Annotated in this window: 20 protein-coding genes and 1 riboswitch; of the genes, 14 read left to right on the top strand and 6 right to left on the bottom strand. The window is 71.6% G+C overall.

The window, feature by feature from the left end; genetic code table 11:
- The first annotated feature begins 39 nt into the window (after positions 1–39).
- The 3 genes from C8E84_RS04580 (at position 40) to C8E84_RS04575 (ending at position 2,355) form a co-directional block, all read left to right on the top strand.
- Positions 40–384, top strand: coding sequence for a winged helix-turn-helix transcriptional regulator (locus C8E84_RS04580; protein ID WP_159904477.1), 345 nt, complete (start codon positions 40–42; stop codon positions 382–384).
- 238 nt (positions 385–622) lie between these two features.
- On the top strand, positions 623–901 hold the full coding sequence (locus C8E84_RS17630) for a hypothetical protein (RefSeq protein ID WP_170296249.1): 279 nt from the start codon (positions 623–625) through the stop codon (positions 899–901).
- Positions 892–2,355 (top strand): adenylyl cyclase, encoded by a 1,464-nt coding sequence (locus C8E84_RS04575; RefSeq protein WP_211675397.1) that lies wholly within the window; start codon positions 892–894, stop codon positions 2,353–2,355. Before C8E84_RS17630 ends, C8E84_RS04575 begins: the two co-directional genes overlap by 10 nt.
- 95 nt (positions 2,356–2,450) lie before the next feature.
- Here C8E84_RS04575 and C8E84_RS04570 read toward each other — a convergent pair whose 3' ends face one another.
- Positions 2,451–4,253, bottom strand: coding sequence for a SulP family inorganic anion transporter (locus C8E84_RS04570; RefSeq protein WP_159899875.1), 1,803 nt, complete (start codon positions 4,251–4,253; stop codon positions 2,451–2,453).
- Between the two features lie 212 nt (positions 4,254–4,465).
- Between C8E84_RS04570 and C8E84_RS04565 the strand changes: the two genes are divergently transcribed.
- From C8E84_RS04565 to rocD, 4 genes are all read left to right on the top strand, one after another.
- Positions 4,466–5,167 (top strand): SprT-like domain-containing protein, encoded by a 702-nt coding sequence (locus tag C8E84_RS04565; RefSeq protein WP_159899873.1) that lies wholly within the window; start codon positions 4,466–4,468, stop codon positions 5,165–5,167.
- 149 nt (positions 5,168–5,316) lie between these two features.
- Complete coding sequence (locus tag C8E84_RS04560; protein WP_159899871.1) at positions 5,317–6,333, top strand: patatin-like phospholipase family protein; 1,017 nt, start codon at positions 5,317–5,319, stop codon at positions 6,331–6,333.
- Between the two features lie 82 nt (positions 6,334–6,415).
- Positions 6,416–6,799, top strand: coding sequence for a hypothetical protein (locus tag C8E84_RS04555; protein WP_159899869.1), 384 nt, complete (start codon positions 6,416–6,418; stop codon positions 6,797–6,799).
- Positions 6,800–6,907: 108 nt separating this feature from the next.
- Positions 6,908–8,155 (top strand): ornithine--oxo-acid transaminase, encoded by a 1,248-nt coding sequence (rocD, locus tag C8E84_RS04550; RefSeq protein ID WP_159899867.1) that lies wholly within the window; start codon positions 6,908–6,910, stop codon positions 8,153–8,155.
- 3 nt (positions 8,156–8,158) lie between these two features.
- On the opposite strand, the gene C8E84_RS04545 is transcribed toward rocD, so the two are convergent.
- Positions 8,159–9,064 (bottom strand): alpha/beta fold hydrolase, encoded by a 906-nt coding sequence (locus C8E84_RS04545; protein WP_159899865.1) that lies wholly within the window; start codon positions 9,062–9,064, stop codon positions 8,159–8,161.
- A 33-nt stretch (positions 9,065–9,097) separates the two neighbouring features.
- Between C8E84_RS04545 and C8E84_RS04540 the strand changes: the two genes are divergently transcribed.
- Positions 9,098–9,460 carry a hypothetical protein gene (locus C8E84_RS04540; RefSeq protein WP_159899863.1) on the top strand — a complete coding sequence of 121 codons (363 nt, stop codon included), beginning with the start codon at positions 9,098–9,100 and terminating at the stop codon, positions 9,458–9,460.
- Positions 9,453–9,884, top strand: a complete 432-nt coding sequence (locus C8E84_RS04535; RefSeq protein ID WP_159899861.1) for a hypothetical protein — start codon at positions 9,453–9,455, stop codon at positions 9,882–9,884. The genes C8E84_RS04540 and C8E84_RS04535 overlap by 8 nt, the downstream gene beginning before the upstream one ends.
- A 29-nt stretch (positions 9,885–9,913) precedes the next feature.
- Here C8E84_RS04535 and C8E84_RS04530 read toward each other — a convergent pair whose 3' ends face one another.
- Both C8E84_RS04530 and mgrA read right to left on the bottom strand, forming a co-directional pair.
- Positions 9,914–10,399: a nitroreductase family deazaflavin-dependent oxidoreductase gene (locus C8E84_RS04530; RefSeq protein ID WP_159899859.1), complete on the bottom strand. Its 486-nt coding sequence runs from the start codon at positions 10,397–10,399 to the stop codon at positions 9,914–9,916.
- 12 nt (positions 10,400–10,411) lie between these two features.
- Positions 10,412–11,479, bottom strand: coding sequence for an L-glyceraldehyde 3-phosphate reductase (gene mgrA / locus C8E84_RS04525; protein WP_159899857.1), 1,068 nt, complete (start codon positions 11,477–11,479; stop codon positions 10,412–10,414).
- Between the two features lie 84 nt (positions 11,480–11,563).
- Positions 11,564–11,678, top strand: a riboswitch (SAM riboswitch).
- A gap of 16 nt (positions 11,679–11,694) precedes the next feature.
- Between mgrA and C8E84_RS04520 the strand changes: the two genes are divergently transcribed.
- From C8E84_RS04520 to C8E84_RS04510, 3 genes are all read left to right on the top strand, one after another.
- Positions 11,695–13,017, top strand: a complete 1,323-nt coding sequence (locus C8E84_RS04520; protein ID WP_159899855.1) for a bifunctional o-acetylhomoserine/o-acetylserine sulfhydrylase — start codon at positions 11,695–11,697, stop codon at positions 13,015–13,017.
- A 107-nt stretch (positions 13,018–13,124) separates the two neighbouring features.
- On the top strand, positions 13,125–13,412 hold the full coding sequence (locus C8E84_RS04515) for a hypothetical protein (protein ID WP_159899853.1): 288 nt from the start codon (positions 13,125–13,127) through the stop codon (positions 13,410–13,412).
- Positions 13,409–14,611, top strand: a complete 1,203-nt coding sequence (locus tag C8E84_RS04510) for a hypothetical protein (protein ID WP_159899851.1) — start codon at positions 13,409–13,411, stop codon at positions 14,609–14,611. The genes C8E84_RS04515 and C8E84_RS04510 overlap by 4 nt, the downstream gene beginning before the upstream one ends.
- A gap of 174 nt (positions 14,612–14,785) precedes the next feature.
- Here the strand turns inward: C8E84_RS04510 and C8E84_RS04505 are convergent, their stop codons facing one another.
- Positions 14,786–15,568, bottom strand: a complete 783-nt coding sequence (locus C8E84_RS04505) for a DinB family protein (protein ID WP_159899849.1) — start codon at positions 15,566–15,568, stop codon at positions 14,786–14,788.
- An 81-nt stretch (positions 15,569–15,649) separates the two neighbouring features.
- Here C8E84_RS04505 and hrpA point away from each other — a divergent pair, with 81 nt between their 5' ends.
- Together hrpA and C8E84_RS04495 are read left to right on the top strand one after the other, a co-directional pair.
- Positions 15,650–19,597: an ATP-dependent RNA helicase HrpA gene (gene hrpA, locus C8E84_RS04500; protein WP_159899847.1), complete on the top strand. Its 3,948-nt coding sequence runs from the start codon at positions 15,650–15,652 to the stop codon at positions 19,595–19,597.
- 109 nt (positions 19,598–19,706) lie between these two features.
- On the top strand, positions 19,707–20,624 hold the full coding sequence (locus C8E84_RS04495; protein ID WP_159899845.1) for a proteasome assembly chaperone family protein: 918 nt from the start codon (positions 19,707–19,709) through the stop codon (positions 20,622–20,624).
- A gap of 118 nt (positions 20,625–20,742) precedes the next feature.
- Here the strand turns inward: C8E84_RS04495 and C8E84_RS04490 are convergent, their stop codons facing one another.
- Complete coding sequence (locus C8E84_RS04490) at positions 20,743–22,479, bottom strand: DNA polymerase (RefSeq protein ID WP_159899843.1); 1,737 nt, start codon at positions 22,477–22,479, stop codon at positions 20,743–20,745.
- Positions 22,480–22,493: the final 14 nt, after the last annotated feature.

Raw genomic sequence — 22,493 nt, 5'->3', positions numbered from 1 at the left:
CAGCAGGTCAGCGGATCGGTCGCCGTGGACGGGCGACGGATGCCGGTCGCGCCCGAGGTGTTCCCGGCCGCCTGTCCCAGCCGGGTCGTCCTCGACCACGTCACGAGCAAGTGGGGCGTCCTCGTGCTCGTCGCGCTCGCCGACGGGTCGCAGCGCTGGAGCGAGCTGCGCCGCCGGGCCGAGGGGATCAGCGAGAAGATGCTCGCCCAGACCCTGCGCACGCTCGAGGCCGACGGCTTCGTGCACCGCGCCGCGCAGCCGGTCATCCCGCCCCGGGTCGACTACAGCCTGACGCCGCGGGGCGAGGAGCTCGTCGCGCACCTGCTGCCGCTGTTCGGGTGGGTCGTCGCGCACGCCGACGAGATCGTGGCCCAGCGGGGCTGACCAGGGGCGCGGCCCACGCGAGCAGCCGACCCACGCGGGCGCCGTGGCTGCGTGGGTCGGTGTGCCCTTGCGGCACCGGGGCCTCTGCCCGGTGACGCAGAGACCCCTGGTGAGACAAAGGCCCTGTCCAACCCTGAAACTGCTCCGCTCGCAACGGTTGTCAGGGTGGACCGTGTGTGGTTCTCTGGTGAGAGCGCTCTCTCATCGGCGAGTGGGCCCGCGGAGGAGAGGCCTGCCCATGAAGAGTCCAGACCCCCGACCCGCGTGGCTCCCCGCCGGAGCCCGACGGAGAACGCGCGCCACGGCATCCGCTCGGGCCACGGCATCCGTCGTCGCCATCGGCGCACTCACCCTGACCGCGGCCGTCAGCACCACCACCGCGGCGGCGGCGACCAGTGCGGCACCCGCAGCGTCCACGGCATCCGCCGCGTCTGTGTCCTCCATCGCCGCCCTGCCCGCGGCGGCGACCCAGACCGGTGGATCCGTGACGGCGGCACGACCTACTGCGTGGCGCTGAACAACTTCTGGCGCACGATGTCCAACCTCACGATCAACGTCAACGGCGCGGGCCAGGACGGATGCCGGGCGTCGGCGAACTTCTGGGCCGTGAGCCAGGCGGTCTCCCTGCGACGGGTCGAGGTCACCGGCGGCAACCTCTCGCTGATGGACTACTGCACCGCGGGCCCGCAGTTCGCGAGCGGCGGCTTCATCGCCGACTCCAAGGCATCCTTCGTCATCAACGGCTCGCAGCAGCAGTGGCTGACCCGCAACAGCGAGGTCGGCGGCTGGAGCAACGGCGTGTGGAACCAGGTGTTCGCGGGTGTCGAGGGCGCCCCGAGCGACGCCAACTTCCCGACCGAGCCGTACACAACGCTGGAGACCACCCCGCTCAGCCGCGAGAAGCCGTGGCTGTGGGTGGGCGACAGCGGCGCCTGGAAGGTGCGCGTCCCCGCTGCCGCGGCCGAGACCCGCGGTACCACGTGGGGCGACGGGCTGACGGCCGGTCGCACCCTGGACCTCTCCGAGTTCCACATCGCCAAGCCCGGTGACTCGGTGCAGTCGATCAACAGCCAGCTCGCCCGCGGCAAGAACCTGATTCTCACCCCCGGTGTCTACGACATCAACCGCAGCATCGACATCAAGCGCCCCGGCACCGTCGTGCTCGGCATGGGCCACGCGACGCTGACCGCCGTCAACGGAGCGACGCCCATCACGGTGTCCGACCGGGCGGGCATCGTCGTCGCCGGGGTCACCATCGATGCCGGGCTGAAGAACTCGAAGGTCCTCATGCAGGTCGGCGCAGACCGGCCCCGCAACCCGGCTCAGGGTTCGACCTTGGCCAACCCCGTGACGCTCAGCGACGTGTACTTCCGCGTCGGTGGACCACACATCGGCAAGGCCGACGTGTCGCTGCAGATCGACGCCGACAACGTGCTCGTCGACCACACCTGGGTGTGGCGCGCCGACCACGGCGTCGAGGGCTTCACCGGCCCCAACGAGGGCGACTCGCAGCGCTGGGCGACCAACACCGGCCGCAACGGGCTCATCGTCAACGGCGACGACGTCACGGCGACCGGGCTGTTCGTCGAGCACTACCAAGAGCACAACACCATCTGGAACGGTGAGCGCGGACGCGTGGTGCTTTACCAGAACGAGCTGCCCTACGACCCGCCGAGCCAGGCCGACTGGACCCAGCCCGACGGCACCCTGGGCTACCCCGGGTACAAGGTCTCTGACGACGTGACCACCCACCAGTTGTGGGGTGGCGGGTCCTACGTGTTCAACCGCAACGACCCGAGCATCGTTACCGAGAACGGCTTCGAGGTTCCGGACGCTCCCGGGGTGAAGATGACGCACCTGCTCACGGTCAACCTCGACGCGGGCACCATCCGCCACGTCGTCAACGGCGTGGGTGAGCAGGTGGATGCGACGAGGTCCGGCCTGCCGGCCTACGTCACCACCTACCCCTGACGGACCCACCGCTCTCGGGCGGTGGGTGGCGGATGCCGTCCGCGCACGTCGCGGTCGTCCTGCGACAGTCCGCGGACGGCATCCGCCGGGAGGGATCAGGAGCGCTCGCCCTTCGAGGCGATCCGCTCACCGGCCCCCTCGTCGAGCTCATCGGGCTCGTCGAGGGCCTCGACCTCGTCCTCGGTGGGGAAGGGGTTGGCCGGGTCGACTCCGGCGGCGCGGGCGGCCCGGGCCGCCTTGACCCCGGCGGCGATCGAGTGCCACACGTGGTCGGGGCCGAGGGTCTCCAGGAAGCCGGACTTCGAGAGCACGTCACGCACGTTGCCGAAGACCCGCACGAGGTAGAGGTCCGTGCCCTCCGCGCGCAGCCGGGTGAGTAGCCCGTCGAGCCGCTCGGCGGTCGTCGTGTCCATCTGATTGGTGGCCTCGAGGTCGAGCACTACGGCGTAGAGCGGCTGTCGGGCCCGGGTGGCCATCTCGATGTGACCGACGACGGAGGTCGCGTTGGCCCAGAAGAGCGGCCCGTCCGGACGAAGCACCGTGACCCCGCGGTACGTGCGGCGGCTTGAGTCGTTGGCGACAGATCCCCAGGCGGCCTTCTCGCCCTCGACCCGGCCCATCTCGTCGATGCCCACCTGCATCGAGCGGTAGACCAGCCCGAGCAGCGACTGGGCGATGGCGAGGAGCAGGCCGTTGAGGGGGCCGAGGAAGAGCACCCCGCCGAAGGCGACGACGGCCGCCACGAAGTCGTTGCGGCGCACCGCGGCGTAGCGGCGGAAGGTCGACGGGCTCACCAGGCCCCACACGGCGTGGATGACGATGGCTGACAGCACGGCTCGTGGCAGGTCGGCGAGCAGCCCGGCGGCGAAGGCGACGAAGAGCAGGACGATCAGGGCGGCGGCGACGCCGCTGACCTGGGTGAAGGCGCCGGCGCGGGCGTTGGCGGCCGTCTTCGACAGGGACCCGCCGACCCCCATGCCGCCGAAGATGCCGGAGGCCAGGTTGGCGGCCCCGTGCCCGACGAACTCGCGGTTGTCGCTCTCGGGGTCGATGGCCCCGGTCGGGGCGAACGTGCGCACCGCAGCCAGCCCCTCGGCGATCCCGACGGCGGCGATGGCGATGCCGCCGGTGATGATGCCGCTCCACAGCTGCACGTCGACGACCGGGATGGACGGCAGGGGCAGGCCTGTCGGCACCTCACCGACGACCCGTACGCCTCTGGCGGCGAGGTCGGCGGTGGTCGACACGGCGATCCCGCCGACGAGGACGATGAGCGACCACGGCGCCCGGGGCAGCAGTCGCGACCCCACGAACAGCACGGCGAGGGCACCCGCGCCGACGGCGAGGGTGATGCCGTGGAAGTCGCCGAGGTTGCGCACCGTCTCGTCGATGCGCTGGAAGATGCCGCCGCTCGGGGCGCTCACTCCCGCCAGGGCGGGGATCTCACCGATGACGATGAGCACGACGAGGCCGGCGACGAAACCGGTGACGATGGGCTCGCTGAGGAACTGGGCCACCCATCCCAGCCGGAGCAACCCCACGGCGACGAGCACGGCCCCGGCGGTGAGCGCGAGGATGGCCGTGAGGGTGATGGCCAGCTCTTGGTTGCCGCCGGAGAGGGCGCCGACGATCGATCCCGAGAGCACCGAGACCGTGGACACCGGCCCGACGAACAGCAGCCTCGAGGAGCCGAACAGCGCGTAGGCGAGCAGGGCCGGGGGCAGGGTGTAGAGCCCCACCTGCACCGGAACTCCTGCGACGACGGCGTACCCCAGGGATTGTGGGACGGCGAGGGCGGCGACGAGCAGCCCGGCCAGGACGTCCTGGGGCAGGTGTCGACCGGAGTAGTTGCGCAGCAGGCGAAGGCCGATGGGCAGGGTCGGCGTGGGCACGTGCACGGGGGACAGTCTGCACCTGTGGTCGTGAGCGCGCAGCCCCCACAGATCAGTGTGCAGCAGGTCGGTGGACGGGCGTGGGCGCGCGTCGTGGCGAGGGGCTGTCAGTGCCTCGTCCTAGGGTCGGGGGCATAGAGCAGCACATCAGGGCACGGGCCACGCAGGGACGGTGCAGGGAACACCGCGGGGAACGACCGGTCGCGAGAGGAGGGCTGATGGAGATCACCAGGGCACTGGCCACGGGTCGCCGACTGCTGCGCGAACACGGACTCGACGACTGGACGATCGTCGCCGACCGCGCCAAGACCCGGGCCGGGGTGTGCCGCTACTCCCGGCGCGAGATCGGTATCAGCGGCCCCTTGACCGCGCTGCACGACGAGAGCGAGGTGCTCGACACGATCCTGCACGAGATCGCCCACGCCCTCGTCGGGCCCCGGCACGGTCATGATGCCGTGTGGCAGGCCAAGGCTCGCGAGATCGGTTCCAGCGGGCGGCAGTACGTCTCGCCCGAGGCCCCTCGCGTGCCCAAGGACTGGGTCGGTCGCTGCCCGGCGGGTCACGAGAAGTCTCGCCACCGAGGCCCGACCCGGTTGATGTCCTGCGGGCAGTGTTCGACGCGGTTCGACCCCCAGCACTTGTTCACCTGGACGTTCCGCGGCCGCCGGGTTCCTCTGCCCCCGTCGTACGCCGAGCAGCTGGCCGCGCTTGCTGAGACCGTGCGACCGACCGCTACGCGACGCCCGCCGGTCCACCTCGGTGACGTGGTGCACGTGCTGTCCGGGCCGTGGGGTGGGCGGTCCGGTGAGGTCGAGCACGTCGGCACGCTGCGCTGCCAGGTGCGGGTGGGCGACGACCTCGTGAGCCTTCCCCTCGAGCAGGTCCGCCTCGAGCCGGCGACGGCAGCCCGCTCGGTGTGACGGGTCTGAGGCATTCGGTGTGATGGGCTCGGCGAGAGGCACTCGGGGTGAGGCACTCGGCGTGAGGCACTCGGTGTGACGGCACGGCGTGAGCACTCTCACCCCGTGCGGACGTGCGGGCGACGCGGGTGGCGTGACAAACTGTACTCGTGAGTAACATCGCGCCACAGGTGCAGCAACTGTCCCTCGAGACCCCGAGTGGGGGCACGGGGCGCGCCCCGGGCGTGTCCGGGGCCACGGACACGGAGACGGCCGCGCCACAGGGGAGCGTCGCCGTGCGCGCCACCACCGACGGCGGCGACGAGTTCGCGAGCTGGCAGCCGCCGACCACCGACAACGAGCGGGCGTTCGTGCTCGCCGGTGGCGGAGCGACCGGCATCGCGTGGGAGGCCGGCGTCATCATGGGGCTGCGCGACGGCGGTGTCGACGTCCGCGAGGCCGACACGATGATCGGCACCTCAGCCGGGTCCATGGTCGCCGCCCACCTGCGGGTCGGCACCCAGGAGTCGCTCGCCTTCGCCCGGATCCGCGAGGGTGCCCAGATCGCCGAGATCGGTCGCCTCGGGCCGGCCGACGCCTCGAGGTACCTGCGCGCCCAGCTGTCGCTGGACAAGAAGCGTGGCCGCGCCCTGGTCGGGCAGGCGGCCCTCGCCGCCCGCACGACCACCGAGGAGGAGTGGCTGAAGGCCATCGGTCTCGGACTCGTCGGCAAGGAGTGGCCGGACAAGCGCCTCTTCATCACGGCTGTCGACGCGCAGACCGGAACCTCGGTCGTGTTCGACAACTCGAGCGGTGTCCCGCTCGAACGAGCCGTTGCCGCGAGTTGTGCCGTGCCCGGAGTGTTCCCGGCCGTCGAGGTCGGTGGCCGGCGCTACGTCGACGGCGGCCTGCGCACGGTCGCGAACGCCGACCTGGCCGCAGGGCACCGTCGCGTGCTCGCGCTGTCGCCCTACCCCGTGGCCTCGCACCTGCGCGACCTACCGGCCCGCCAGCTCCGCTCGCTGCGACCGGCATCGCGCACCCACCTCGTCGTCCCCGACGCCCGTGACCTGTGGGCGATGGGTGCCAACCCGCTCGACTTCAGCCGCGGCGCCGACACCTTCGAGACGGCTCGGGCCCACGGCCAGCGCATCGCCGACCGCGTCGGCGAGATGTGGCTCGCCTGACGGATGTATCACCGGGCCGCGTGAGCCCTCCTTGGTGCTGAGGTCGCGCACGGGCGTGACCGCGACCCCCCGGAGGTCTGCCATGGCTGCGCTCGACGTCATCCCGCTCATGAGGTTCCCGGCATCCTGGCCGGTGCCCGTCGTCGCCACCCTGGCGATGGCCGTCCTCGCGGGACTCGACCTGCTCGGCGCGATCGCCGCGAAGGAGTGGGCGGAGAAGCAGAGCATCGCCGCTATCGCCTTCGGCACGATCGCCTCGGTCGCCCTGTTCTGGTTCTACGCCTCGTCGCTGCAGTACGCCGAGCTCGCGGTCGTGACGATGGGCTGGATCGTGCTGCTCCAGGTCGGCATCGTCATCGTCGACCGGGTGCACTTCGGCACGGTGCTGGGCCCCGACAAGATCGGTGCGCTCATCATCATCCTGGTCGCGCAGGGCTACCTCGTCCTCGCCCCGAGCTCGACCTGACCCGGCACACCTGAGCCGGCGCACCCGGACCGCCACGACCGGATGCCGTCCGCCCCACCCGCGCGCTGAACCTCGCCGACCGCTACGCTCACCAGCGAGGAGGCGACGATGACGTCAGACAGCACCAGCCACGTGGGCAGCGCCCAGACCGCCGCACACATTGCCCAGGTGGAGCGTTACGCCGCGCACAACTACCACCCGTTGCCGGTGGTGCTCTCCCACGGGGAGGGTGCCTGGGTGACCGATGTCGACGGCAAGCGGTACCTCGACTGCCTCGCCGGGTACTCGGCACTGAACTTCGGCCACGGGCACCCGCGGCTGCTGGCGCGCGCCCACGACCAGCTCTCGCGGCTCACCCTCACGAGCCGGGCCTTCCACAACGACCAGCTCGGCCCGTTCTCCCAGGCCCTAGCCGAGCTGACCGGCAAGGACATGGTCCTGCCGATGAACACCGGCGCCGAGGCCGTCGAGACCGCCCTGAAGGTCAGCCGGCGCTGGGGGTACCGCGTCAAGGGGGTGCCCGAGGACCAGGCCAACATCATCGTCATGGAGGGCAACTTCCACGGCCGCACGACGACCATCATCAGCTTCTCCGACGACAAGGTCGCCCGCGACGAGTACGGGCCATACACCCCGGGCTTCCGCACGGTCACCTACGGCGACGTCGAGTCGCTGCGCCAGGCGGTCGACGAGTTCACCGTGGCGGTCCTCCTCGAGCCGATCCAGGGCGAGGGCGGCGTCGTCATCCCACCCGAGGGCTACCTGCGGGCCGTGCGCCAGATCTGCGACGAGGCCGGTGTGCTCATGCTCGCCGACGAGATCCAGTCGGGGCTCGCCCGCACCGGACGCACCTTCGCGTGTGAGCACGAGGACGTCGTTCCCGACATCTACGTGATGGGCAAGGCCCTCGGCGGTGGGCTCTACCCGGTCTCGGCCATCGCGACCAACCGCGAGATCCTCGAGGTCATCACCCCCGGGTCGCACGGCTCGACCTTCGGGGGCAACCCGCTCGCCGCCGCGATCGGCCACGAGGTCGTCACCATGCTCTCCGAGGGGGAGTTCCAGGCACGGGCCACCGAGCTCGGCAGCCTGCTCAGCGAGCTCCTCACCCCGCTCGTGCGCACGGGTCACGGAAACGGGCTGTCCGGCATCCGGGTCCGTGGGCTATGGGCCGGGCTGGACATCGAGCCCGGCGGTCCGAGTGGCCGCGAGGTCTCCGAGCGCCTCATGCGGCGCGGGGTGCTCGCCAAGGACACCCACGGGTCCACCATCCGCATCGCCCCGCCGCTGGTCATCACGGCTGACGAGGTCGGCATGCTCGTGGATGCCGTCGCGGACGCCCTCGAGCGTCCGTAGTCCTCAGTCCTGGCTGACGCAGACCTTGGCCCGCGCGGCGTTGCGGACGATCTCCTCGACGATCTCGGCGCGGCGCGGACCCGGCAGGTCGTGGGCCATGTCGGGGAACATCACCAGGCGTGAGCCCGGGATGGCCCGGGCGGTCGCGATACCACCGCTCGGCAGGACGAGCTGGTCGAGCAGGCCGTGGATGACCACGGTCGGCACGGTGATCGTGCGCAGCCCGGGGGTGCGGTCGGGGCTGGCCTGGATCGCGAGCAGCTGGCGAGCGGTGCCGAGCGGGTTGATGTCCCGGTCGATGGCCCGGCGGACCATGACGGCCATCTCGTCGGCGTCGTAGTGCGGCCCGGCGATGAGGCGGAAGCTCTCGACGCCGCGGCGCTCGGCCTCGTCCGGGTCGGTCGGGCGCGGCGTGGTCATGGTCATCGCCATGGTCGGCAGCAGCTTGGGGGCCACCGTCCCGTGCAGGCGCGAGCCCGTGTTCGACATGATCGAGCACAGGCTGAGCACGCGCGTCGGGTGGTCGATGGTCAGCTGCTGGGCGATCATCCCGCCCATGGACACACCGACCACGTGGGCGGCCTCGATGTCGAGGTGGTCGAGCAGCGCGACCGCGTCGCCGGCCATGTCGGCCAGGAGGTAGTCGGACTGGGCGTAGCGGCGGTGGGCGAAGGCCTTGAGCAGGTCTGCCCGCGTCGGTGCCGGACCTTGGGTCTTCGTTGACAGGCCGATGTCGCGGTTGTCCATCCGGATGACCCGGAAGCCGTTCTCGACGAGGCCGTCGATGATCGGGGTCGGCCACGCGACGAGCTGGGCGCCCAGCCCCATCACGAGGAGCATCGGGATGCCGTCGTCGGGGCCGTCGATCTCGAACTCGATGGTCACGTCGCCGAGCTGTGCACTGGTCATGTGGGGACCATACCCGCGGGTAGGCTGACACACGTGATCGCGCCGCTGACGTATGCCGTCGTGGGCCTGGCGGCCGTGCTGCTCGTCGTCTCGGGCTTCTACGCCGTCCGGGACCGGCTCATCGACGACCGGGTGCTGTTGCTCGCGGCCCTGCTGGAGATCGGCCTGATCGTCCAGCTCGTGCTCGGGCTCGTCGGGCTCGGGGAGGTCGAGGACTCCACGGACCGTGCGACGTTCGTGGCCTACCTGGTGTCGCTGCCCGTCATCCCGATCAGCACCGTGTTGCTGACGATCAAGGAGAAGACGGTCTGGGCCATGGGGTCCCTGGCCGTTGGCGCGTTCGCCGTCGCCGTGATGACGGCCCGCCTCCAGCAGATCTGGAACCTCAGTGCCTGAGGCGCGCTCCGCCGCTGATCGAGCCGCCGACCGCCGGGCCCTCGGTGGGCCCGGCGTCATCCTCGTCACCGTCTACGGCGTGCTCGCCCTCGCCGCCACCGGGCGCTCGATCCTTCAGATCACGACCGACTTCGGGGCGGCGCCGCTCGCCTACACGCTCTCCGCGCTCGCGGCCGCCGTCTACGTGCTCGCGACCTGGTGCCTCGCCCGGGGCGGACGGTGGGTGCGCGTCGGAGTCATCGCGTGCGCGATCGAGCTCGTCGGCGTGCTCGTCGTCGGGACGGCGTCGTTCCTCGTGCCCGACGCCTTCCCGGACAAGACCGTGTGGTCGCACTTCGGCCAGGGCTACGGCTTCGTCCCGCTCGTGCTGCCCGTGCTCGGCCTGTGGTGGTTCCGCCGGGTCGACAGCGCTGGCCCTGCCTGAGCCTCAGCCCGGCTGGTCCTGCCCGGGCCTCAGCCCACTGGCACCGGCTCCAGCAGGAGCACCGGGATGGTCCGGTCGGTGTTGGCCTGGTACTCCGCGTAGTTCGGGAAGGCCGCCACGCAGCGTGCCCACCACTGCTCCCGCTCCTCACCGGTGATCTCGCGCGCGACGGCATCCCACGAGGCGGTGCCGTCCATGAGCGTCAGGGTCGGGTTGGCCAGCAGGTTCGAGTACCACTGCGGGTGGTCGGGGGCGCCGCCCTTGCTGGCCACCGCGGCGTACACCCCGTCGTGCTCCACCCGCATGAGGGGCACCTTGCGCAGCGCGCCGGTCTTCTTGCCACGCATCGTCAGCAGGACGACGGGCAGGCCCATGATGTCGACCGAGCGGGTGTCCCCGGTGGCCTCGATGGTCTCCACCTGCTGGCGGACCCAGTCCGACGGGCTGGGGATGTAGGTGTCGGTGCTTTCGGTGCCGGTGGTCACGGTGTTGGTCGCCTCGGTGTCGTTGGTCATGGTCTGCTCAACTCACTTGTCGCTCGAGGTCTTCCACAGGTTGATGCCGGCCTCGACCGCGTGCTGGTCGATCTGCGCGAGTTCGTCGGCGGAGAAGTCCAGGTTGCCCACGGCATCCAGGCTGTCGTCGAGCTGCTCGACCGACGACGCACCGATGAGCACGGAGGTGACCCGGGGGTCGCGCAGTGCCCACGCCAGCGCCATCTGGGCGAGCGACTGCCCCCGCGTCTGCGCCATCTCGTTCAGCGCCCGCACGTGGCGCAGCGACTCCTCGGTGAGCAGTTCCGGGTCCAGCGACTTGCCCGCAGCCGCGCGAGAGCCCTCGGGGATGCCGCCCAGGTACTTGTCCGTCAGCATCCCCTGCGCGAGCGGGGAGAACGCGATGACCCCGGCCCCGACCTCGTCGGCCGCGTCGAGCAGGTCCGCCCCGGCAGAGCCGGGGGCCCGCTCGATCCAGCGGTTGAGCATCGAGTACGACGGCTGGTGGATGAGCAGCGGGGTGCCCATCTCCCGCAGGATCGCCGCGGCCTCGCGGGTGCGCTCGCCCGAGTACGACGAGATGCCGACGTACAGCGCCTTGCCAGAGCGCACGAGCGAATCCAGCGCACCCATCGTCTCCTCGAGGGGAGTCGTCTCGTCGAAGCGGTGGCTGTAGAAGATGTCGACGTAGTCCAGGCCCATGCGCCTCAGCGACTGCTCGCACGAGGCGATGACGTACTTGCGCGAGCCACCGCCCTGGCCGTAGGGGCCGGGCCACATGTCGTAGCCCGCCTTGGAGCTGATGACCAGCTCGTCGCGGTAGCGGGAGAAGTCGCGGGCGAGGATCGACCCGAAGTTGCGCTCGGCGCTGCCGTACGGCGGGCCGTAGTTGTTCGCGAGGTCAAAGTGCGTGACGCCCCGGTCGAAGGCCCGTCGCAGCGTGGCCTGCTGGCGCTCCAGCGGCACGTCGTCGCCGAAGTTGTGCCACAGCCCGAGCGAGATCGCCGGGAGGTCCAGCCCCGAACGGCCGACGCGGCGATACGGCATCCCCGCCTCGTAACGTCCGGGAGCGGCCTGGTACTCGTCTGCGTGAAGGGTCATGGAGCCATCCTGTCGCGTTCGCGAGGTGAGATGGGCGCGGGGGCCGCGTGACCGGCATCCGGATGCCGTCGTATAGTCCCGGCAGGTCATGAGTGCCAGCGACAAGCCCCGGCTCGCTGGCCGGCAACCCTCCACCCGCGGTGGGGTGCCCCGGGTGAAGACCTGGCGACCGGCGCCCGCCGGCACGCAAGCGCTCGTTCGAAAGAGGCAATGCCATGACCGACCCGTCCCAGTGGGGTTTCGAGACCACGCAGATCCACGCCGGCCAGGTGCCCGACCCCACCACCGGTGCCCGGGCCCTGCCGATCTACCAGACGACGTCCTATGTCTTCAACGACACCACGCACGCGGCGAACCTGTTCGCGCTCAAGGAGTTCGGGAACATCTACACCCGAATCATGAACCCGACGCAGGATGCCGTGGAGCAGCGGATCGCGGCGCTCGAGGGTGGCGTCGGGGCGCTCCTCGTCTCGTCGGGGCAGGCCGCGACGACGCTCGGCCTGCTCAACATCGCCGAGGCCGGTGACCACATCGTCGCCAGCTCGGCCCTGTACGGCGGCACGGTGAACCTGCTCAAGTTCACCTTCACCAAGCTCGGCATCGACGTGACCTTCGTCGAGGACCAGGCCGACCTGCAGGCCTGGCGCGACGCCGTGCGCCCCAACACCAAGGCCTTCTTCGCCGAGACGATCGCCAACCCCAAGGCCGAGGTGCTCGACATCGCCGGGGTGGCCGGGGTCGCCCACGAGGCCGGTGTGCCGCTCGTCGTCGACAACACCATCGCGACGCCCTACCTGATCCGTCCGCTGGAGTGGGGCGCCGACGTCGTCATCCACTCGGCGACGAAGTACCTCGGCGGGCACGGCACGTCGATCGCCGGCGTCATCGTCGACGGCGGAACGTTCGACTTCGCCCGGGACCCGGAGCGCTTCCCCAACTACAACACCCCCGACGAGAGCTACCACGGGCTGGTGTTCGCTCGTGACCTCGGCGTCGGTGGCGCGCTCGGCGCCAACCTCGCGTACATCCTCAAGGCCCGCGTGCAGCTGCTGCGCGACCTCGGGTCGGCGATCTCGCCGTTCAACGCCTTCCTCATCTCCCAGGGCATCGAGACGCTCAGCCTGCGCGTCGAGCGACACATCGAGAACGCCCGCGCCGTGGCGGCCCACCTGGCCGCGCACCCGCAGGTGGAGTCGGTGCGCTGGGCCTCGCTCGACGGCAGCCCGAGCAAGGCGCTGGCCGACAAGTACGCACCCAAGGGTGCCGGTGCGGTGCTCGCGTTCGAGATCGCCGGTGGCCTCGAGGCGGGGCAGCGCTTCGTCGAGGGGCTGACGCTGCACAGCCACGTCGCCAACATCGGTGACGTGCGCTCGCTCGCGATCCACCCGGCATCCACGACGCACAGCCAGGGTGGCGACGAGGACCGTCTCGCCGCAGGCGTGACGCCCGGGTTGGTGCGCCTCGCGGTCGGCCTCGAGTCGATCCAGGACATCCTGGCCGACCTGGATGCCGGGTTCGCCGCCGCCGCGACGCAGTAGCGGCTCTACTCTGCATCAGGGTGTCGAAAGACGTTGTGGTGCAGGCAGGTTCAGTGCCTGTGGATAACTTTCCGGGCTGATCGTCATGGCCACCTACCGTGGTGGCCATGACGATCATCCGGGTGGACGGGGCGCAGGTCGCCGAGCTGGGGGTGTCGCTCACCGAGGTGGGCGCCGACTTCCTGTTGATGCAGGACCCTTCGATCGAGCGCATGGTGCTAGGGCCGGGGGAGAGCGGCCCTGCCGTGGAGGAGCTGCTCGGGGGGTGGCGCCGGCAGCGGATCGCGCTCGGTAGGGCCCTCGGCTCGCTCGGGGAGGCTGCGGTGAGCGCGGGCACCGTGTACGTCGACACCGAGGCCGGGGTCAGGCGACTGTTCGGCGGTGCCCAGCCATGATCCTGGAGCCGTTGTCGGGCAGCCCGAGCGGCGTGCGTGAGCTCGCCGACCGGCTGACCGCGTCGTCACGTCGTGTCGGGGATGTGACGACGGTGCTCGCAGGGTTGAAGCGTGGCGCGACGTGGGTGAGTTCATCGGGGGAGGCGTTCGGGGCCAGGCTCGACGAGGCGCCGCCCCTGTTGGATGCCGTGGCGCGGCGACTCGGCGGCGCTGCGGTGCCGCTGCGCGAGCTCGCCGATGCCATGGAGGAGGCGCAACGGGTCGTCGAGGGGGCGATCCGTGACGACTCCGAGGCTCAGGACACGTACGCGGTGCTGGAGGACCGTGCATACGCCCTGATCAGTGCCGGGTCCGACGAGGTCTCGCCGGACGTCGTTGCGGTGCGCGCCCTCCAGCGTGACCAGGTGCGCATCAGGGACAGCGCCCGGGCCCGGCATGCGGCCGCCATGGAGCGGTTCCGTGCGGTGGATGCTCGGTGCTCGGCCGCGGTGCGAGCGCTGACGCAGGATGCCGTGACCGACTCGGCGCTCTACCGGCTGGTGGCGGGTGGCCAGACGGTCGGTCGCAACCTGGCGGCGGTGGGCACCGTTGCGACAGTGGCGCCCTGCCTGCGTCCGGTCGCCGCTGCCGGTGACGTCCTGAACCTGGCTGCCGACACCACGTTGCTCGTGGGGTACGGGGAGGGGTCGTGGTCCGACCTCGGGACCACGGTCGCGATGGCCGGTGCGTCCAATGTGGCCGGGGCACTCAAGATCGCCGGCACCGCGGGGGCCACGAAGTCGGCATCCGGCTCGTTCTTCAGCAGCACGCGCCGGCTCACCACGCAGCAGCGGCTCGCCCTCGGGGTGACGCAGCAGGCGAGGGCCAGGCGCGACGCCATCAGGGCACGGTTCCGGGTCGAGGCCGATGATCGTGCCACCCCGACCAGGTTCCTCGAGGTCACGCCCCGCCCGGTGCGCACCACCCCGGTGTGGAAGGTGTCGCGGGAGCAGGCGGTGGCCCGGGTGCGCACCGCAGCGCAGGTTAAGGCCGATCAGGTGTTCCTCGACGGGTGGCGGCGGGCCAGCGCCAACGGTCCGGCAGCCCAGAAGATGTATGCCGCCGGCACAGCCCTCGACGTGGGGGTGAAGGTCGCACCGAAGGTGCTCCCCAAGGTGGTGCCCCACGAGGAGCCGCACCGAGCTCGGTCGGCGACGTAGCCGCGGCCCGCGCAGTAGTGCGAAGGGCCCCGCCGCCGTGTCACCGGTCGGCCCGTCGCCGGTCACGTCATGACAGAGCGCGTCATCACAGGGTGAGTCATCACAGGGTGCGTCATCACAGGGCGCGTCATCACAGGGCGCGCGCTGAGCGTCCAGCATCCACCGCTGCGGGCGTCAGGACTGCTGGGTGAGCAGGGCCAGGTCGCGCCGGATGTAGCGCAGGTGTGCCCACTCCTCCTCGAGGATGACCCGGACGCAGTCGCCGACGCTCGGGTGCCAGTCCTCGTCTCCCCACGGGTCGTTGCGCTGCTCGGCCAAGGTGTCCTCGGTGACGTCGTCGAGGAAGGCGGTCACCATCTGCTGACGTTCGGCACGCACGCGCAGCACCTCCTCGAACGGCACGTCGTCGCGGAAGGCGGAGGTGTCGACCCCCATGGCCTCGGCGCCGGTGAACAGCTGGCCGATCTCGTGGAACGGCTCAGGCACCTGGAGGATCGCGCAGCGCAGCCAGGCATCTGTGGCCAGGACGAGGTGGCGCAGTGTCTGGGCCAGTGACCACTCGTCCGGGACGTGGGCGTCGATGAGGGATGCCGGGGTGTCGTCGACCGTTCTGCGCCAGGCCGCCTGAACGGCGACCCAGCCCTCACGCAGGCCCTGCGGGGTGGTCGCCTTCTGCAGGTCGCGGCCGGGGAACTGCCGGTTGAGCTCGGCCTCGACCAACGGCACGACGTCGACCCCGTTGACGAACAGGGAGCCGAACGCCAGGTCGTGGCTGTCGATGTCGAGCCCCCCGACGTCCACGCTGCGCATCGTCATCCCGCTGACGTCGGAGAAGCGGATGGTCGCTCCCGTGAAGTTCGCGCGCACGAAGGTGGCGCCCTCGAAGTTCGCGCGCTCCACCAGTGAGCCGCCGTCGGTCGCGGGGTTCTCGGTCGCTGGCTTCTCGGATGCCGTCATCTCCCCATGGTGGCGCATGAGCTCGCCATGCGGGGGGGCGCTGGGGCACAGGGGAGGCAGGAGGCGAATTAGGCTGGTGGGATGCCTGCCCAGCACGTCGACGCCCCTGCATCGGGCGTGGAAGGTCCCGCTGCGCCGGGCTCGGTGGATGCCGCTGCGCCGGGGGTCGTGGATCCTGCGGTACCGGGCCCGGTGGATCCTGCTGAGCTGCGCTACCCCGAGCACCTGCCGGTCGTCGAGCGCCGCGATGACATCCTCGCGGCGATCCGTGACCACCAGGTGGTCGTCATCGCCGGGGAGACCGGCTCGGGCAAGACGACCCAGCTGCCGAAGATGTGCTTGGAACTGGGCCTCGGCGCGACCGGACAGATCGGGCACACCCAGCCACGGCGCATCGCCGCTCGCTCGGTGGCCGAACGCATCGCCGAGGAGATGGGCGTCGACCTCGGCGACCTCATCGGCTACCAGGTTCGGTTCACCGACCACAGCAGCGACGCGACCCGGGTCAAGGTGATGACCGACGGCATCCTGCTCGCCGAGATGCAGCGCGACCGCGACCTGCGCCGCTACGACACGATCATCATCGACGAGGCCCACGAGCGAAGCCTGAACATCGACTTCATCCTCGGCTACCTCAAGCAGCTGCTCCCGCGCCGGCCCGAGCTGCGGGTCATCGTCACCTCGGCCACGATCGACCCGGTGCGTTTCGCCCTGCACTTCGCGACCGACGAGCACGGCCGCGATGTGCGCGAGGTGCCGGTCATCGAGGTGTCGGGGCGCACCCACCCCGTCGAGGTGCGCTACCGGCCGCTGGTCGAGCTGCACGCCGAAGGTCGCCACGTCGTCGCCGAACGAGACCAGGTGACCGGCGTCGTCGAGGCCGTCGAGGAGCTGTGGACCGAGACCCCGCCGAGCCCCGAGGCGACCGACATCCTCGCCTTCTTCTCCGGTGAGCGCGAGATCCGCGACGCCGCCGATGCCCTGAACGCCCTGAAGCTGCCGAACACCGAGGTGCTGCCGCTATTCGCCCGGCTCTCGGCCGCCGAGCAGCACCGTGTCTTCCACCGGGGCAGCGGGCGGCGGATCATCCTGGCCACGAACGTCGCGGAGACCTCGCTCACCGTGCCCGGCATCGGGTACGTCGTCGACACCGGCACCGCCCGCATCTCGCGGTACAGCCAGCGCACCAAGGTCCAGCGCCTGCCCATCGAGCCGGTCAGCCAGGCCAGTGCCGCCCAGCGCTCCGGTCGGTGCGGCCGCATCGCCCCCGGTGTGTGCATCCGGCTGTACTCGCAGGAGGACTTCGAGGCCCGCCCCGAGTTCACCGAGCCCGAGATCCAGCGCACCTCGCTGGCCTCGGTCATCCTCCAGATGACCGCCCTCGGCCTCGGTGACGTCGCTCGTTTCCCGTTCGTCGACCCGCCCGACCCGCGCCAGATCGCCGACGGGGTGCGCCTGCTGGAGGAACTCGGGGCATTCGCCATCGGTGACGCGAAGGGTGAGCAGCAGCGCGGCCGGCACCGCGGCCGCGGGCGACGACTCACGGCATCCGGTCGCACCCTGGCGCGACTGCCGCTCGACCCGCGGCTGGCACGCATGGTCATCGAGGCGGGCCGGCTCGGCTGCACCCGCGAGGTGCTCGTCATCGTCTCGGCCCTGTCGATCCAGGACCCTCGGGAGCGGCCGGTCGACAAGCAGGCCCAGGCCGACCAGTCGCACGCCCGGTTCAAGAGCGAGCGCTCCGACTTCGAGGCCCTGCACACCCTCTGGCGCTACCTCAAGGACCAGCAGAAGGCGCTGTCGCACAGCGCGTTCCGACGCACCTGCAAGGCCGAGTACCTGCACTACCTGCGCATCCGCGAGTGGCAGGACCTGCACTCTCAGCTGCGGGCGGCCTGCCGCTCGGTGCGCATCGACCCCGACGTCGCGACCTCGGCACCCGACGCCGAGCCCGACTGGGACACCATCCACAAGGCGCTGCTCGCCGGGCTGCTCTCGCACGTCGGGGTGCGCGACCAGGTCAAGCGCGAGTACCAGGGTGCCCGCGGCGCCCGCTTCGGCATCAGCCCGGGGTCGGGTCTGTTCCGCAAGCAGCCCGACGTCGTCATGAGCGCCGAGCTCGTCGAGACCAGCCGCCTCTGGGCGCGCGTCAACGCCGCGATCGACCCGGAGTGGGCCGAGGAGGCCGGCGCCCACGTCGTCACCCGCACGGTCAGCGAGCCACGGTGGAGCCGCCGGGCCGGTGCGGCGGTCGCGACCGAGCGGGTCACGCTGTTCGGGGTGCCGCTGGTCACCGACCGCACCATCCAGTACGCCCGCATCGACCCCGAGGCCGCCCGCGAGATCTTCATCCGGTCTGCGCTGGTGGAGGGGGACTGGGACCCCCAGCACGACTTCTGGAAGCGCAACCTCGCCACCCTCGCGCGGGTCGCCGAGCTCGAGGAACGGGCCCGGCGCCGGGACATCGTCGTCGACGACGAGGTGCTGAACGCGTTCTACGACAGCCGGATCCCACCCGACGTCGTCAGCGAGCGGCACTTCGACCGGTGGTGGCGCGGGGAGCGCAGGCGACGCCCGGACCTGCTCACCCTCACCGAGGAGATCCTCACCGCCGACTCCGGTGAACAGGTCTCGGCCGCCGACTACCCGCGCACCTGGCGCCAGGGTGACGTCGAGCTCGACGTCACCTACCAGTTCTCGCCCGGTGCGGATGCCGATGGCGTCACCGTCCACGTGCCGGTGGCCGTGCTCAACCGGGTGACCTCCGACGGCTTCGACTGGCAGGTGCCCGGGCTGCGCGACGACCTCGCCGTCGCCCTGCTGAAGTCGCTGCCCAAGGCCACCCGCCGCCACTTCGTGCCGACCCCTGACCACGCGGCCGCCGCGCTCGCCGAGGCTGACCCGTCGCGTGGGCCGCTCACCGCGGAACTCGCGCGAGTGCTCCACGCGCGCACCGGCATCCGCATCTCACCGCAGGAGTGGGACGTCGAGCGGGTGCCTGACCACCTGCGGATCACGTTCAGCGTCGAGGGCCCCGGCCGCCGCGTCGTCGCCCGCGGCAAGGACCTCGACGCCCTGCGTGAGCAGGCCGGGGGAGCGGTGCGCGCCGGCATGGCCCGGGCGGGGGCGTCGCTGGAGCGCACCGGCCTCACGACGTGGTCGGTCGGTGACGTGCCCGAGACCTTCGAGGGTCGCTCCGGCGGGCTGACCGTGCAGGGGTTCCCCGCGCTCGTCGACGAGGGGGCGAGCGTCGCGTTGCGGGTGTTGCCGGATGCCGGTGCCGCGCGCGCGGCGCACCGGGCCGGGGTCCGCCGGTTGCTGCTGCTCGGCACGACCGCACCGTGGAAGCGGGTGCTCGCCCGGTTGAGCAACGCCCAGAAGCTGGCGCTCGCCGACAACCCGCACGGCTCGGTCCCCGCGCTGCTCCAGGACTGCCTCGACGCGGCCGTCGACGACATCGTCGCCGAGCACGTGCCCGGAGAGGTGCGAACGCAGGAGGCCTATGACGCGGCCCTGTCGGCCGTGCGCACCCACGCTGCCACCCGCGTGCTCGTCGTCGTCGAGGCCGTGGAACCGGTGCTCGCCCTGGCCGCCCAGGTCCGCGCCACGTTGGCGACCCTCGAGCGCGGAGCCACCTCGGCCAGGACCGCGGCGACGAGGGCGGACGTGCGTGCCCAGCTCGACAGTCTCGTGCGGCCGGGCTTCGTCGCCGCGACGGGGGTTGCCCGGCTGCGCGACGTGCAGCGGTACCTGCGCGCGGCGCAGCACCGGCTCGAGCGGGCGGCGACCAATGCCCGTGAAGGGGTGCTGCAGGCCCAGATCGACGGTGTCGAGGCTGCCTATGCCGACCTGCTCGAGTCGCTGCCGCCGGTGCGGCGCGGTGCCGCCGACGTGGTGGACATCGGCTGGCAGATCGAGGAGCTGCGGGTGTCGCTGTTCGCGCAGGCGCTCGGCACGCCGCGTCCGGTGTCCGAGAAACGCGTTCGCGCGGCGATCGCGGCGATCACCCCTTTACCCCATGACCCATGACCCACCGGCCCCCTGCCCCGACCCCTTGACCCCCGGCGGAAGGGAATCCCACGGGGGCGCCCGGACGTTCAGGCAGGAGACGAGCTCCACCCCCGCGAAAGGCCGTGCCGTGCTGAACCCCTCCGCGCTCTACCGTTTCGAGACCGACGCCGACCTCACCGTTCCCCGGCCCGGCGTCCTCATCGTCACGCTCGGGGCCTTCGTGGATGCCGGCCAGATCCAGTCCGTCCTCGGTGGGCACCTCCTGGAGACGGGTGAGCCCGAGGTCGTCGCGTCCTTCGACATCGACCAGCTGCTGGACTACCGCGGACGCCGCCCGGCCATGGTCTTCGACACCAACCGGTGGGTCGAGTACGACGACCCGACGATGCTGCTGCACCGCCTCGCCGACCGTGACGGGCAGACGTACTACCTGCTCACCGGGCCTGAGCCCGACTACCAGTGGGAGCGCGTCATCGAGGCGGTGCGCGAGCTCGTCGTGCGCCTCGGGATCACGCTCGTGGTGCACACCCACGGCATCCCCATGGCCGTGCCCCACACCCGGCCCGTCGGCATGACCGCCCACGCGACCGACACCACCCTCATCGGCGACAGCGTCTCGCCCTTCGGCCGTGTCCAGGTGCCCGGCTCCATCGGGGCGCTGCTCGAGATGCGGCTCGGCGAGTCCGGCCACCAGGCCGTGGGGTTCGCGATCCACGTGCCGCACTACCTCGCCGGCGCCGAGTGGGCCGAGGGTGCGCTCGCCGCGTTGAACGCCGTGGTCGACGTGACCGGGCTGAACCTGCCCAACGACGACCTCGTGCTGCGTGCCCGCAGCAACCAGCAGGCCATCGCCGCCGAGGTCGAGGGCAACGACGAGGCCCGTGCGGTCGTCAACGCGCTGGAGCAGCAGTACGACACCTACCTCGAGGGCAAGGAGCGCCCCAGCCTGCTTGCCACCGAGGCCTCGCAGCTGCCCTCCGCCGACGAGCTCGGCGCCGACTTCGAGAACTTCCTGCGCCACGTCGCCGACGACGAGACCAGCTGACCGGGGGAGACTTCACCCGACTTCCCCCTACTGCGCGGTGGAAGCCTTGTCGGGTGAGGATGGGCTTTATCGGGTCACCCGATAATCCGACGGCCGGCCACGCTGAGCCCCGGCGAGGTCAGTCCTTGGCCTCGGACCACCGGTGGATCACCGAGGTGTCCGCCACGAACCGCACCGGCGCCCCGCCGGCCCACCGGCGTGAGGCGTCCTGCAACGCCTGGTCGACCCGCGACGCGACCTCGTCGGCCTGCTCGATCGGCGCGTGGACCAGCAGTTCGTCGTGCAGGCACAGCACGACCTGCGCACCGAGGTCGCGGGTCGTCGCCCGCACCGTCGCGGCCCAGGCCTTGAACAGCTCGGCGGCCGCGCCCTGGATGATCGCGTTGCGGGCGAACCGGCCCCGGGCGGCGTCCAGCGCCGGATCAGCCCCGACGCCACCCATGACTCCACCCGCGACTGCGCCCCCGGCCCCGCCCCCGGTGAGCACGGTCCCCGTCGGGATGAGCCGACCGCCGTACGTGCGCAGCGGTGCACCGCGCACCCCCGCGGCGTACGCGCGGTCCAGCAGGCCCATCGCGACGGGGTAGGCCCGCTCCAACCCCTTGAGCGCCTCCCCGGCGGCCCCGCTGCGCTGGCCGTACATCGCCGCCAGCACCGCGATCTTGGCCACCGGACGCTCCACCCCGAGCCGTTGCGCCACCGGGGCGTAGAGGTCGTCGGCCTGCGTGGCCGCCGCGAACACGGCATCCCCGCTCACCACGGCGAGCACGCGCGGCTCGATCTGGCCGAGGTCGGCCCGCACGAACACGTGCCCCGGGTGTGCCGCGACGCCCGGACGAAGGGCCGCCGGCAGGTTGTGCAGCCCGTTCTCGGCCGTCATCCGCCCGGCCGCACCGTCGCACGCCGTCCAGCGCCCACGGAGGCGGTCGTCGGCACCGACGTGGGCGTCGAGCCACCGGTACCCGTAGGTCGTGGCGATCCGCTCGTCACGCCGCCACGTCAGCAGCGCCTCGACGACAGGGTTGACCGACCGGTAGGGCTCGAGCACCCACTTGCGGGTGTTCGGCACGTCGACGCCGACCGCGGCGAGCAGCTCACGCACCTGGACCGGGTTGCGCAGGTCCGTGGACTCGCGGCCGGGAGCGAGCCGCAGCACCTGCGCGTCACGGGCTCGCCGGGATGCCGCCTCGTCGGCGTCGGTGCTCGGCCGCGGTCCGGCGGCACCCTCGATCAGCGCCTCAGTGGTCTCGCGGTCGATGGGCAGCCCGTCGCGCTGAAGCTCCAGGCAGAGCAGCGCGGCCGCCGACTCCGAGTACACCGTCGAGGGCAGGCGAACGGACGTCGCCGCCGCAGCTTCGTGCTGCCGGTGAGCGGTCTCCAGGGCGGCGCGGGCCCAGGCCCGAAGGTGGGCCGGGTCGCGCAACCAGGCCTCGTGGTCGCCGCGCAGGTGCCCGGCACCGTCGACCAAGGCGTCGGCAGCGAGCGGCGCGCCCTCGGAGGCGAACTCGAAGAGGTCGCCGGTGGGCGGCGCCGGCACGGTGTCGGTGGGGATGCCGTGCGCGGCCGCCCAGCACACGCCGGCGGTCGCGCTCCACCCGCCGTGCAGGAGCCGGTGCGCCTCGGCGACGTCCCAGGCCCGCGCGAGAGGGATGCCGGCCTCCACCAGCGGTGCCGCGGCATCCGAGGCGGCCCACCAGACCCACCGAGGCGACAGGCGAGCGTCGAGGGAGCGGACGGCATCCGGAGCCTGCTCCAGGGCGACGACGTCGCATCCGCCGTCGTGGACGAGGGCCGCATACCGTCGACCCGCTCCGCGAGGGGTCACGGCGAGTGCCGCGACGGCTCCGGGGATCATCGCGCCAGCGTAGG

Origin of the sequence: Ornithinibacter aureus, from assembly GCF_009858245.1 — a bacterium.
Lineage (GTDB): Bacteria > Actinomycetota > Actinomycetes > Actinomycetales > Dermatophilaceae > Fodinibacter > Fodinibacter aureus.
Note: the sequence above shows the minus strand (reverse complement) of the source record. Positions and strands in the feature narration are given on the sequence as shown.